Source organism: Binatus sp. (SeqCode), assembly GCF_049584895.1.
Lineage (GTDB): Bacteria > Desulfobacterota > Binatia > Binatales > Binataceae > Binatus.
Genome location: NZ_JBAUYR010000081.1, coordinates 70341 through 83328, shown reverse-complemented (window position 1 = coordinate 83328; position 12988 = coordinate 70341). Strand labels below are relative to the sequence as shown.

Here is a 12988-nt window from a genome sequence, read left to right as displayed (position 1 = left end):
TTCTTCCTCCTAGATAGGCTTCAATCTTCCGATTCCACAGGGCTCAGCGATGGGGTGTTCTCGGGCAGCTCTCCTGCCGGGCGCGAGCCGACAGCGAAGTGGACTAGCGCTGAGAACATTTGAGGGTATTGCGCGAGCATTGCGATTACTGGCCCGTGCAGCGCTGGACGGCGCGCAAAGGCAAGCATGATCTTTGTCGCAAACGCGTAGCGGCGGAACTGGTGCGCGGATTCGCGCTGGTACGCGAGGAGTGTCTCGCGCGACCCGCCTAATTCGAGCGCGGTGGGAAGTATCCTGCCAAGAGTGAGCGCCGAGACGAGCGCAAGTGACAGCCCTTCGCCTGTGATCGCGTCGATATAACCTGCCGCATCTCCCACCAGCGCAAAACGGTCTGCGATTCGCGAGCGTGCCGTACGTGCCATCGGACCCGCACCTCGCGGACGGGAATCCACCTCCGCTCCTGCAAGGCGGACCGAAATGGAAGGAAAGCGTTCAAAAAGTTTGTCGATTGAAGCGCCATGCCGCGCCACGCGCGCGTCGTCCCAGAGGAATGCGACACCTACGCGCTCGGCACCGACCGGAGTGACATAGGCCTCAACTCCTTCGGCAAAGTGAACTTCGACGAAGCGGCACCACGGCTTGACGCGAAAATGTTGGCGTATCCCGAATCGCCGCGGTCGGCTCGAGGTCGCCTGCAATCCAGCCATAGAGCGCATGCGCGAGTGAAGGCCATCTGCGGCAGCAAGGAATCGGGCGCGCACTGGCCCAACATCCGTTTCTGCAAGCACATGGTCCTGCTGGACACGATAGCCGCGTACGCTGGTGCGCTGGTGAATTTCCGCGCCGAGTCGGCGCGCTCGATGCATCATCGCTGCAGTCAGCTCGGTTCTCCTGACGCCCAGTCCGCCCGGTGATGGTAGTCGGGCCTCGGCCGACGCAGCGCCTTCTTGTTTGAATCGAATGCCGTCGATCGAGGCGCGACGGGCGGGATCGATTAAATCCAGCACGCCCAGCCGGTTGAGCGCTGATACTGCCGGCGGCATGAGGCATTCGCCGCAAGCTTTATCAGGTGGAGAGGGCTGGCGCTCGATTACGATCGCACTCAGACCGTTCATTCGCGCGGCTATTGCAACGGCGAGCCCTGCGGGTCCGCCGCCGGCGACCAGCACATCGCAGTCGAGAGCCGAGGTCATCGTTACTAAGATGTCGGCGAAGATCATTTGTTTCAAAGGCCGGGAACTGAACATCAGCGATTGCGCCGTTTCGATCCGGCGACAGGATGGGATCAAGCTTCATACGTCTATGCGAAACCCCGTCTGATACCTCATCGTGGTTCCTCCCGACTATAGGCGCCGCTTTAGGAAGATCTTAAGGAACCGATGAGAAGGCTAAGACGACATGTAGCGACACAGCCCGCATGCCGCACTTTGTCGCTGTTTGCGAGACCCCGTTCGGAGAATTGGTCGCTCGTTTCTCAAAACCTTATCTGAGGAATAACTCGTGGAGTCCGAGCTCGACCCGTCTGCGGTGAATTTCTAATTCCGGGCAGGTCGCGCGACGAAGCGCGGCAGCGCGGACGAGGTTTTGAATTGCGAGAGGTTTAGCTCAACTACCGTAAGGATGTTTTATTGTCGCGCGGGCTTCCGGATAGAAGGCTTTCTCGAACGAGGGCCGAGCCTTGATCCGTTCGTACCAGCTCTGGAAATAACGGAGTCCGCCCCACACATGCTCAAGATTCAGATCACTCATTCGAACTATGGTGGGAAGGACGCAAAGGTCTGCTAGAGAGATCGCTTCACCTGCGAGCCAAGCCGAGCCCTTCGCGACTGCTGCATCGATACGCTCGGCAGTTTGCCGGAGCCTCTCCATCGACTCATCGACGGTGGCCTTGGCGAAACCCTCGGTTCCAAAGGTTCGATAGTGGCCTTTCCGTAGCGGCGTCCGCGCGATGAACGTGTCCCGCGCCTGCTGCGGCAGATGTGACCATCCGGCGAGAAACAGCTGGTTAAACGATGGGATTCGAATCGCGACAGTCGGCACTTCCTCGATGTACCGCAGCCACGCGCGAACCGTCGCTCGACCGAACGGATCGGCAGGCATCAGCCGTGTGCCTTGGGTCGTTGCAATCTCCTCCAGATATTCGCAGATGACCGACGAATCGATCACCACGCGACCATCGTGAACCAGGGTCGGAACCACGCCGTTTGGGTTGAGGGCGAGGTAAGCGGGCGTCAGCTGCTCGCCTCGATGCAGCTCGATCGGGTGGCTCGTCCACTCAAGCCGCTTCTCGGCGAGACAAAGCCGTACCTTCTGGCTGCAGGTCGATATGTGGGCATGGTAGAGCTCAAGCATGAAGGGGTTCGACTCGCGTACTTTGAGCACTGATGCAGGCACAAGCTCAAGTAGCGATCGGGCCGGCGTCTGATTTTGCGGTTTCAAGGGATCGCGCGGACAGGGGGTTCTTGGTTACTATAGGTTTTGAAGAGCTTGCCAGGTTTGACGCAACAGTTCGGCGAACTGAATCAGGTGTAGATAAGTCATCGGCGTCGTTCCACCTTTGCGCCAGATTTGAGAGCGTGTCGCCGATCGTTGTTCCAACCGGGAGACCGTTGGCCCAGTCGAGCAATCCAGTGGAACCCAGCAAGAACATAACTATTACCGCGACCCCAATAGACTCTGACACCGATCGCAGCGGCGACGGGAAAGCGCTGTCAACAACTTCCACCGGGCGCCGATAAACGATCTCCCTTTTGATGGCAGCGGATTGTGTCATTGCAGGCTCCTGCAACCGGGAGATGCGAACTTGGGAAGCATTTTGCCTCAACTTTGATTTCGGTCGTCGTCCACGAAATCCTCAAAACTGAAAATAGAATTGAGCTGCTCTCGAAGGTCGAGCGCGCCGCTTGCGCCGCACCGCGAAAGACCTGAACTTTGTTCTGCGTTCAGTCGCGCGAACTCATATTCTCCAAAGCCGCTGAACGACCCGAAGGGGTGATGGCGCTCGCGAAGGATATCCTAGCTGGAGTCGAACTCGCGATTTACCTCGTAGCTCTAAATAAACCGACTCCGCCGTTCACACGCATTTCGCGATAGATTTTGCCTTTCGCGAACTCCCGGGCCCGGTCGGCAGAAATTCTTCAAGCAGTGGCAGTGAACGTTTCGGGCACGGCCCTTGCGTCGGATTAAGCGGCTGCTTAACACAATTAAGCATTTACATAAAGGAGTAGGGAAATTTATCCGGAGAAGAGCGCGTATGAATTTCCGCCACGCCGCAATGCTCGCGCTGGCCGGATGGTATCTGATGATGCCGCCGGTGGGCTCAGTGGAATCCCGACGCAACCCGTCTACCGGGTTTTACGTTGCTTATTCGACGCAGCCACTGAACACGTGGGAAATAGCGGGGTCATATGGTACGGCCGCGGAGTGCAGAAAGGCAGTCGAGCAAGCCAATCAACGAGCGAGGCAGGATTGCCCGGATTGCTCCGCGGTTGCCACGTGCATCGCAGCCGATGATCCGCGCCTGAAATCGAAAGAAGCTTTGTGGTGAGGGTTCCCGGCAACACTGTTGCGTGATTAAGTCTATACTTAATCTAATTAAGCATCTACATAAATGAGGACGCAACAGCAATGCAACAGCAGCGCGATTTGAATCGCACCCGGGAACGGATCATGGCGGCAGCACTAAGGGAATTCGCAGCGAATGGCTTCGCCGGCGCGCGGACTGACGCGATCGCCCGCCGGGCGCACGTTAATGAGCGCATGATCTTTTATTGCTTCGAATCCAAAGAGGGGCTGTATCGAGCCGTACTCAAACAAAAGTTGGCTGCCAAAGCAGCAATGATCGAATCGACGCCGGAGGAGGACTTCGCCAGCAGCCTGGTAACCGGGTTTGACGAGTGTTGTGACGACATCGACTCGCTTCGGATGTGGCAGTGGGAGGCGCTCGACAAGACTAACCGCAAGCTGGTCGCGGAAGAGGAGCGTCGGGCCTTCTTGCAGTCAGAGGTTGCTCGCTGGCGGCGAGCGAAAGCCAGCGGAATGTTACCTGCCGACGCCGACGAAGAGATGTTGCTTCTCGTGAGCTGCGCCTTGCGCATATTTCCTCTGATCCTGCCTCAGGTCATTTCGCTGGTTACAGGCATGGACCCGCTCGATCCCGAGTTCCGGCAGAGGTGGACTGCCTGCCTTGAATGCATCGGGCAGCGCCTCTTCGCTCCCGCTATCAAAAGCGGCGACGGGCTCAAGCTCGAAGCGAAGAAACAGGGTCCGGTGAAGGCCAGAAAGCAATCTCCGCCTAGCGCCGCAGCCGGCGGCGGCCGGCATTAAGGATCGTAACCTCAGGGCAACTGATCGCAGGTAGTTTGGATGAATCACATTCTGTTGCGCCGATTTGTACTGGCATCGGTATTTGTTGCACTCGCAGTGGCACTCCTTCCGGGCTGCAAACCAGCGGAAGCGCCGCAGGCACCTCCGCCCGCGACGGTCACGGTCAGCCGACCAGTTCAGCGCGACGTGGTCCGTTGGGATCAATACAGCGGATATCTCTCCTCTCCCAAAACGGTGATCGTTAGCGCACGCGTCAGTGGACTTATCGAACAGGCGCCTTTCCAGGAAGGTGCAATCGTCCAAGCGGGCGAGTTGCTGTTCAAAATTGACCCGCGCCCGTTTCAGGCCGATCTCGACAACAAGAAAGCTGCTGTAGCCCAGGCCAGGGCGACGGCGGTCAAGGCGAAAGCTGACTTCGGCCGTTCCGTCGAGCTGATTAAGGCCCAGGTCATAGCACCATCGGACTTCGACACGACCAAAGCCTCTTACGGTGAGGCCGCCGCATCGCTGGATGCGGCCGAAGCGGCGCTCGAGACTTCCCGCCTCAATCTGGAATGGACGGAAGTTAGAGCTCCTATCAGCGGCCGCGTGAGCCGAATGAACGTGACTGTCGGCAACCTGGTCAACGGCGGTTCCGGCCAGCCAACGACGCTCACGACCATCGTCTCGATCGACCCGCTCTATTGCTACATCAACGTTCCCGAAAGCGCCGCGCTGCTTTATCAGGAGCTAGCTCTAAGGGACGAGAAGGGCAACGTCGCGAGAGCAAACATTGCCTGTTCTGTGCAACTCGAAAACGAGAAGAATTTTCCGCACCAAGGCGCGATCGATTTTGTCGACAACCAGGTGGACGTGAATACCGGAACCCAGCAGATCCGATGCGTGATCAACAACCCGACGACCATACTGACGCCGGGGCTGTTCGCCCTCATGCGTATTCCGGCCAGCGGACGCTACCATGCGCTGCTGATTCCGGATGCGGCGGTGAACGCCGACCAGGATGAGCGCTACCTTCTAATCGTCGGCGCCGACAACGTCGTGCGGCAGCGGCCAGTCAAGTTGGGCGCGCTATTCGGCAATCTGCGATCGATCACCGACGGCCTGAAGTCGGGTGAAAAGGTCATCGTCAACGGAATGCAGTTTGCGCAGTCCGGGGCGAAGGTCATCCCGCACGAAGTGCCGGTTCCCACTCAATCGCTGGACGCAATGGAGCGCGACACGGCCACCGCGCCGATCGCGCAAGCGATTCCCGACATGCGAACGGCCGCTCAGTCAGATTCGCGATCTTCTTCGAAGGTGCACCAGTGAAGAGCGCGCATTTCTTTATTGACCGTCCGGTCTTCGCGATCGTTCTGTCGCTGGTCGCGATCATTGCCGGTTCGATCGCGTTGTTCACGCTGCCAATCGCGCAATATCCGCAGATCGCTCCGCCGACCGTAACTGTCAGCGCTACCTACCCGGGCGCCAATGCCGAGACCGTCGCAAAGACGGTAGCCACGCCGATCGAGGAACAGATAAACGGCGTCGAGAACATGCTCTACATGTCGAGCCAATCGACCAATACCGGGAGCCTGACCCTGACGGTGACGTTCAAGGTCGGCACCAACCTCGACGTAGCCCAGGTGCAGGTGCAGAACCGGGTGGCGATCGCACAGCCGCAGCTTCCGCCGGAGGTCCAGCAGGAGGGTATCATTGTCAAGAAAGCATCGCCGGATATAACCTTGGCGATCGCCTTCTTCTCGCCTGACGGATCGCACGACGCGCTGTTCCTCAGCAACTACGTCACCTTGCAAGTAAAGGATCAGATAGCCAGGCTACCGGGCGTCGGTGACATCAATCTGTTCGGCGTGCGCGACTACTCGATGCGGCTGTGGCTCAATCCCGACGAGATCGCGGCGCGAAACATGACTGCGGGCGACGTCGTCAACGCGGTCAGAGAGCAGAACATCCAGGTCGCAGCGGGAGTAGTCGGCGGACCGCCGCTTCCCAAGGAGAGTTCTGCCTTCCAGTACACGTTGAATGCGCAGGGCCGGCTGACCGCTCCGTCCGAGTTCGGCGACATTGTCGTCAAGGTGGGCACCGACGGCCGCATCACGCGGTTGAAGGAATCGGCGTTCTTTCCAATCTCGAACACGATCACATTTTTTCTGCATCTTTGGCACTCCAACTCCAGACAGAACACTTGGTCGCCAGCCTCCAGGCCCGGAAATGCATGAACTGACTGCAAGCCATTGCGGAGGTTAAAGGGTTCAACGTCCTTGCAATTTCCGCATAGGGTTCTAACAGGAGGCACCATAATCATAATGGAGCCCTGTATCGGATATCCGATCGTCCAATTGCGAAGCGCCATTTCTGCGCTCAATCTTCCTTCAATCTCTTCGATCGTCGGAGCTGGGTCCTTCGCTTGCTCGGCTAAGCGCTTGGCATACGTGAGCTGCATAATTGCATCACGTGCGACAGCCTTTCGGAAGTCAACCGCAACCGTTTGATATAGGTGCTTTGTGTCGATCAGATCCTTCAGAGCATTCTCGATTATCTCACGAGCAACTTCATCTGCCATGGCGCTCAGTTTTCCTTGGGGACGTGGATCAAAGTTACAGGCTAAGACGGAATACAATAGGCGAATCAACAGTGCGCGAGAACGGCCGCAAGGCCCGTAACCGCTCCGATGATTCCGATAGTTGGTGTCACTCTGGCGGAAAAGATGCTTGCGTTCCTTGCGCGTTTCTCATCTATTCTCTTCTCGACATCATCTATGCCCGCGACTGTCAGATGATACCTTCCGTCGTAAGAACTCTGGTTCCAATATCGTGTGTCATTGTATTCAGGAGTAGGCACGTGATACCGGGCGGCACGCCTCATCCAATAATGCGTCTGCGCGAGATCATAGTCTGAACGATCTCCATCGACATCAGCGGACCATTCGGCCTCAATGCTTTCAACTTCGTTCGAATCCCCACGTTTCTTTGCTTCCGCGACCAACCGTGCATAGCGACGATTCGACTGTTCAAGGTAATGCCGAGCTCTCCTCAACTCGCCAACGCAGTTATTCCAATACCATCGTCGAGCGACCGCGAGCTTCGCGCGGAATGGACTCTGCTGACCCGCGTTCATTTCGAGGGCGATACCACTTTAACAAGAAAATCGTGTGCGACTGCCCTGTCCATATTCTCTCCGTCGGGAATCGAGCCGATGCCCGTTCGCAGCCTCCTCAGCCAAACTCCTTCACCGGGACATCTCGATCGGCGAGCGGCTGGTACGAGATCAGGCTGCCTTGCTGCCGCTACGGCGACTCCCTACGATGCCTGCGATGAGAAGGCTACTTGGGTCAACTCGTTGTCTCTGGTGCGCCACCCCGCGGTAACGACTACTCGGTGCCGACTGCCTATAGCCACCGCGAAGTGCTGGTCCGCGGCTGGGCCTTGATCCTGCCGATGCAAGTACCGGCTGAACGCTAAACACCAAACGCCGACTTCGCGCCAGCGGCCAGTTCAACTTTTGAGGTTACAAAACCCGTGAAGAGTGGGACGCGGAGCGCCACCGTGGCGTAGGGATCCAGTGATCGGAGCAAAAATGGCGGCGGCGAAACGCGTGAGAGCCGACTACCGCCCGAACCTCAGAGGGAAAGTAAGCCATCGCCCCTCGATCCAAAAGCACGCCTCCGCTTCAGAGGGCATATGGCCAAGCGTGCCATCGGCTCCAGTCCGTGTGCTCTGAACCGACAGATGTCATTTTAACAATCGGGTGTTTTGAGGCTAGTCACGCTGGGGCTGGCGTTTCGTTGTCTCAACGAGCTGTCCTGTTATGCTTTGGTATGGAACTCCACAACGAAGTCGATGCGAAGTGAAGGGATGCGCCAAACTTGGCACGAGCTCGCTAAAGCTTCGAGACGAGGCGCCTCCCCAGTCTTGGTCAGATCGCTGCACGCGAATCGTTTGCGGCGAACGTTCCGTCGCGCATGCAGTTGAGTGATCAGAATGCGCGCCTTAACCATAGTAGCCCGGCGAACAAGGCCGCTCTGTCCAATCGATGAAACCAACGCGCCGCGCAAGGGTCTATAATATAGTCGTCTGCGTGCAATGGGCTACGCCCAAACAATTTCACAGCTTGATCGCTTTGACGGCTCTAAAGAACGTCCATAGCGCCGACCGCGACGCGAGAGCCAACGGCCTCGCCCTGATGCATACATTAAGATTCCCAGTCAGCACTTTACGACATCAATCGTTTCCGGCTGCACCCACGACGCCGGAGCCAACGACCGTAACGATCTAAGTTCGAAGGGAAACAAAATGGCCAGCCCAAAGGAAACGAAGCAACTTACGGCACCCGCCCTCAGAGCCGTTCTCACTACCATTGAGACTAGAATACTGCGCGCGCTGGAACGGCAGAACGCCGCGTTGTTGACTGTCGCTGCACACATCGCAATGTCTTCAGCTTCATCACGAGACCAAGACCTAACGCCAATGCTAGCGAAAGCTATAGTTACCACGACATTCAAAGAGTTTTTGAAACCGTAGAGACGGGTATTGTGCGTGTGGTCCGCGTGGCCGAATGGGATCGGCAGAAAATGCTGGAGTCTGTGCGGGAAAGCAGTGAAACATCTGATCGGTAGTATCGCTTTACGTGACTCGTCTACGCCTGATAAAATCGCGTACTCGGAAAACGGAAACGATCACCGGAAGACAAGCAACCTTTGATCAACGCGTTGTCTCGAGAAGCCGACAAAAGAACGCCCCCTCGTAGGTATCCTTCTTAGCAAGGAACTGTTTTCGGTCGGGTGCCAATCGCACTGCGAGTGGCCTGATGGACCCGTTGCACGCGTATGCGGAAGGCCACCTGATCATTGCGCAAGGGTAACGAGCGGGCTCTGGGTCAGCTCCTTCTGTTTTTCGTGAACCACCAATTTGAAGTTTGTCGTTTGCCCGGATTGAACCTGCACGGGCTCTGGCTCATCACTTGCGCCGAGCAAACCAATTCGACAATCCAAAATGGGGGGTTCGGCTTTTCGCTTTCTTGAGTGTTCGTTGTTTCGATATACGGTTTTGTTATGCTTTTTGAATGACAGAGCCTGAAGCAATCGAAGTGTTCGATGGATTTCGGAAAGCGTACAGGAAGCTCAAACCGGGTGACGATATGAAGGCGCTCCGCACGCTTCTAATTGGCCACGTTCTGCCCGGTAGTTTGGGTACTCCGTTCTCATCGGCTCTGGGAACGTTGCGTTCCGTCTTTGAGGAAATGGATCGATGGGAGCATCGGCGAAGTTTTCGGAGTTAGAACCCTGGGAGAAGGCATGAAGAAGCGCGCATCACTCAATAGCGTCAAGCAAAAGGCGACCGGACAGAACCGCTGCCAAGCGAAGGGATGCGTTAAGTTAGGCAGTGCTAAGTTTGTTGGCCGATGGTCTTACTTCATCTGCACGGAGCATTTTCGCTCGCTGAGCGATGCCGACAAAAAATACATAGCGAAAACTCAAGGAACCCAAGAGCTCAGTAGTTCCTAGCGGTTCCTTTTGTAACACTACATATACGTTGATTGAAAAAAGAACGGGCCAGCGCGTGATGCGCCAGCCCGACTCCGACTAGCAACGGGCATGTAAACCAGCCGAGGTGTTTCCCCAATACGAAACCGCCACTTGAGTGTTTAACCGAGGAGAACGCGTGATTGCGGATTTTAAGGGCCACCATTTCGTAGAAGATACCAAGACCAATGAAGCACCATCGCGACATCACTGCGAAAGATGCGGCATGAAAGCTGTGCTGAGGCCAAGCTGTTCCAGACTCGAATATAGGCACAGTGATCTCATCCAGGTCGGCTTTGCATACTTAGTCCTTCCTGCACAGAAAGTCAGGCATCTGCACAGATAGTGCGGGACGAGGCGGAACGAATCGGGATCAACTGGGATAAGTTTTCGCGGACCAGAGCGGGTTGAGCCGGACGAGGGCGGAGGGGTATGCCTTCTCGGCGTTGGTTTCTCTAGTTCGTGCGACGTATTTCTTGTCGTAGTCATCAGGCAAGCGAAAATGCTCATCGCACAATGCGCAGGACCTTTCTCGCTACTATCCTCGCTACGACCAACAAGTGATCAGCAGGCAGGATTTTGATCACACTAACCAAAACACTCGCGCCAGTGCGGCCGCTATGGCGTCGGCTGAAGCGGCGGTCGAGACCGCGAAGCTCAACGAACATTCTTTGCACCTTTCAGGTCGGGAAATCGGGTTCGATTCCCTCTGGGATCACCAACAAAATCGTAATACAGTCCGGAATCGTGCGATATCTTTTTTTTCTAGTCGCGATGGCGATCCTGTTCGTCAACGCAGTCGGGTGCAGCTATCTGCAGAGCTCGCCTCCAAATGGCAAGGTTTCGGTGCAGGCTGTCTCGTGGAAGCTCGTCAAGAAGCTTGCTGAGCCGAACGCCGGATTGAGCGGCCACAAGGTCTCGATCCTGAATCCTGCCGATAAGAGTGTTGTGGCTTCGGGAACTACGGACAGCACGGGTATTATCGAGTTCGATTTACCACCGGGAACTTACACGTTGATCGGCGCGAGCGATGAGCCGCAGAGCGTGCACATCCAATCCGGACAAACAGCAAACTTCAAGTTAGTGGTGCATTAAGTAAAGGTGCTTGAGTCCGTCTTGTTCCAGCGCTTCCTTTCGCTTCAACAACCGCAAGAGGGTTTGGGGCACGTCGCCACGCGCGGGTCTTAGGTTGGTCCAGTTTGTCTAAATCGCCCGCGAAACTTATCCTCTACTGCGCGGACTTCAGCCTCCGAGATTTGGAGAACTTTGGCAATTTCTTTTACAGCATAAACCTCACTATCGATGCCGAAGCGCATCCTGATGATTCGTTGTTCCCGCAGCAGCAACTCCGCCAAGAGTTGTCTGGCTTTCTCTTCCGGATGATTCACATCCGGCAAAGTAGATTTTCTTGCCTTAACCTGCCGCTTCATCGATCAACCCTTCCAATAATACATTGGCGGGTAAGGGGAAGCGCCATCTTCTTAAATTCCTTTGCCGTATCGTGTACATCGTAGACTATTTTCGCGCTGTCCGGCGGTTCCTCTTTGAAATTAACCACTCGACAGGCATGGCCTTCGACCTCGAGGTAAATGCCCCGATCGGTCTTTAAACTTTGCGATGCAGATTCGCACTTACAGGACGCTTCCTTATGGGATTTTGTCAAACTTACCGCCGCCACTAGGCTTATCGCTATTCATAATTCGATCGGCGCCCGAAAACGGCGCCTCGAGAGTTCCGAGAACCAGATGCAGGTAAGCAGCGCGAACGGTGAGGGGCGATGCGAGCTGCCCAGCCCTGTTAACGGGATGTCTATTCCACGGGCTCTTTTGTCTAGGCAAAGTCCCATGAAGCGCCGCCACGCTAATGCGCTCGCCTAAGCGTTCGGTGATCACTCTACGATTTCTAGATTAACCTTGCAGTTGTTCCGTGCTGCGACCGCGTTGAGGATCGTGCGAATCGACTTCGCGGTACGGCCCTGCTTGCCTATTACCCTGCCCAAGTCTTCCTTCGCTACGCGCAACTCAAGCAGCGTGGCTGCGTCGCCTCTTGTCTCCTTGACTTCGACCGCGTCAGGGTTGTTAACCAGCTGCTGCGCCAACAATCGAACTAGCTCTTTCATGGCTGGCCTCGTTGAAGAAATTTAGGGGGAAGTGTTCACAAGCCGCCATGACCGAGCTTAGCCTTGGCCACGTCCTATAGATATGCGCCAAAAATGAAGACAGTTCAGCTTGAACTTATCTCAATATCGCGCTTGAGGAAGGCTCGCCGTTGGAACGGGAGCACACCCTGGAACGGGTCGCCGGCGTTGATCTGCAGAATCATATTACGAATCGCACGATCCACTGACGGCCGTCCTGATCTCGAACGCCAACGCCACAACAAGCTGCGGCTGAACGTCGGCTAACAGATGATTAGCTATTCCTACCGGCTTGCAATGAAATGCACTGTATACTCACTACCTAATTAGCGCGGCTTATTTGACTTTCCCCATGCAATGGGAATACACGTTGGCTTGTCGGAACCGCGAGAACGAATCACATCCGACTTTGATCCAGCCCGACAGTGGCCATTCCGCTGGCCTTTGGCCACGTTCCGCTAGACCAACACAAATCGTAAGACGGGAAGGCCTGACAGAGGTTCTATGGTACGACCTCGTCTCCATGCGCGAAACGCAATTGGAGAGAGCCGGTAGCGTTACAAATCCTAATATGCTGACTACACAACGGTCGGATTGTTTCCCTCATCTGAACTCGGGAATGAGCCCGGGTTTTCTGTTCGAGCTTCCCGGCACATACCAAATGGAGGGCAAAAAATGCCCAGCAAATTGTATATAGGCAATCTGGCCTATTCGGTTTCCAACAGCGATCTCGAAGAGCTGTTTTCAAAGATAGGTCAGGTGCAGTGTGTCGCCGTCATCATGGACAAATTTACGGGCCAATCCAAAGGCTTCGGTTTTGTCGAGATGACGAATGCGGAGGATGCTTCCAAAGCCATAGAGCAATTCAACGATACCGAACTCAAGGGCAGAAGCATCAAGGTGAACGAAGCGAAGCCCCGAGAATCGAGTTTCGGTGCGGGCAACCTCAGCGGCACCCACCGAAGCGGCGGCCACGACCGCGGTGGCGCTCGCTGGTAGGCGCTCTC

9 protein-coding genes are annotated in these 12988 nt (G+C 56.1%); 5 read left to right on the top strand and 4 right to left on the bottom strand.

Annotation, left to right across the window (positions count from 1 at the left end):
- Positions 1-20: 20 nt before the first annotated feature.
- Both WB650_RS14275 and WB650_RS14270 read right to left on the bottom strand, forming a co-directional pair.
- Positions 21-1193 carry an NAD(P)/FAD-dependent oxidoreductase gene (locus tag WB650_RS14275; RefSeq protein WP_423960925.1) on the bottom strand — a complete coding sequence of 391 codons (1173 nt, stop codon included), beginning with the start codon at positions 1191-1193 and terminating at the stop codon, positions 21-23.
- A 412-nt stretch (positions 1194-1605) separates the two neighbouring features.
- Positions 1606-2352 (bottom strand): glutathione S-transferase family protein, encoded by a 747-nt coding sequence (locus WB650_RS14270; protein WP_423960923.1) that lies wholly within the window; start codon positions 2350-2352, stop codon positions 1606-1608.
- A 1275-nt stretch (positions 2353-3627) separates the two neighbouring features.
- Between WB650_RS14270 and WB650_RS14265 the strand changes: the two genes are divergently transcribed.
- The 4 genes from WB650_RS14265 to WB650_RS14250 all read left to right on the top strand — a co-directional run bounded on the left by WB650_RS14265 (position 3628) and on the right by WB650_RS14250 (position 10939).
- A complete protein-coding gene (locus WB650_RS14265) occupies positions 3628-4326 on the top strand; it encodes a TetR/AcrR family transcriptional regulator (RefSeq protein WP_422303208.1) in 699 nt (232 codons plus the stop codon).
- Positions 4327-4365: 39 nt separating this feature from the next.
- Positions 4366-5634, top strand: coding sequence for an efflux RND transporter periplasmic adaptor subunit (locus WB650_RS14260; RefSeq protein ID WP_422303209.1), 1269 nt, complete (start codon positions 4366-4368; stop codon positions 5632-5634).
- Complete coding sequence (locus WB650_RS14255) at positions 5631-6542, top strand: efflux RND transporter permease subunit (protein WP_423960920.1); 912 nt, start codon at positions 5631-5633, stop codon at positions 6540-6542. The genes WB650_RS14260 and WB650_RS14255 overlap by 4 nt, the downstream gene beginning before the upstream one ends.
- A gap of 4049 nt (positions 6543-10591) precedes the next feature.
- Positions 10592-10939 (top strand): MSCRAMM family protein, encoded by a 348-nt coding sequence (locus tag WB650_RS14250; protein ID WP_423960918.1) that lies wholly within the window; start codon positions 10592-10594, stop codon positions 10937-10939.
- 89 nt (positions 10940-11028) lie between these two features.
- Here the strand turns inward: WB650_RS14250 and WB650_RS14245 are convergent, their stop codons facing one another.
- Both WB650_RS14245 and WB650_RS14240 read right to left on the bottom strand, forming a co-directional pair.
- Positions 11029-11274: a sigma factor-like helix-turn-helix DNA-binding protein gene (locus WB650_RS14245; protein ID WP_422303212.1), complete on the bottom strand. Its 246-nt coding sequence runs from the start codon at positions 11272-11274 to the stop codon at positions 11029-11031.
- A 458-nt stretch (positions 11275-11732) separates the two neighbouring features.
- Complete coding sequence (locus WB650_RS14240) at positions 11733-11963, bottom strand: KH domain-containing protein (protein WP_422303213.1); 231 nt, start codon at positions 11961-11963, stop codon at positions 11733-11735.
- Between the two features lie 693 nt (positions 11964-12656).
- Here WB650_RS14240 and WB650_RS14235 point away from each other — a divergent pair.
- Complete coding sequence (locus tag WB650_RS14235; protein ID WP_422301804.1) at positions 12657-12980, top strand: RNA recognition motif domain-containing protein; 324 nt, start codon at positions 12657-12659, stop codon at positions 12978-12980.
- Positions 12981-12988 lie beyond the last annotated feature (8 nt).

Bases quoted from the DNA above. Each gene is read 5' to 3' on its own strand.
- WB650_RS14260 (WP_422303209.1), top strand. From the start codon at position 4,366: ATGAATCACATTCTGTTGCGCCGATTTGTACTGGCATCGGTATTTGTT.
- WB650_RS14240 (WP_422303213.1), bottom strand. From the start codon at position 11,963: ATGAAAGAGCTAGTTCGATTGTTGGCGCAGCAGCTGGTTAACAACCCT.
- WB650_RS14235 (WP_422301804.1), top strand. From the start codon at position 12,657: ATGCCCAGCAAATTGTATATAGGCAATCTGGCCTATTCGGTTTCCAAC.
- WB650_RS14265 (WP_422303208.1), top strand. From the start codon at position 3,628: ATGCAACAGCAGCGCGATTTGAATCGCACCCGGGAACGGATCATGGCG.
- WB650_RS14270 (WP_423960923.1), bottom strand. From the start codon at position 2,352: ATGCTTGAGCTCTACCATGCCCACATATCGACCTGCAGCCAGAAGGTA.
- WB650_RS14275 (WP_423960925.1), bottom strand. From the start codon at position 1,193: ATGACCTCGGCTCTCGACTGCGATGTGCTGGTCGCCGGCGGCGGACCC.
- WB650_RS14245 (WP_422303212.1), bottom strand. From the start codon at position 11,274: ATGAAGCGGCAGGTTAAGGCAAGAAAATCTACTTTGCCGGATGTGAAT.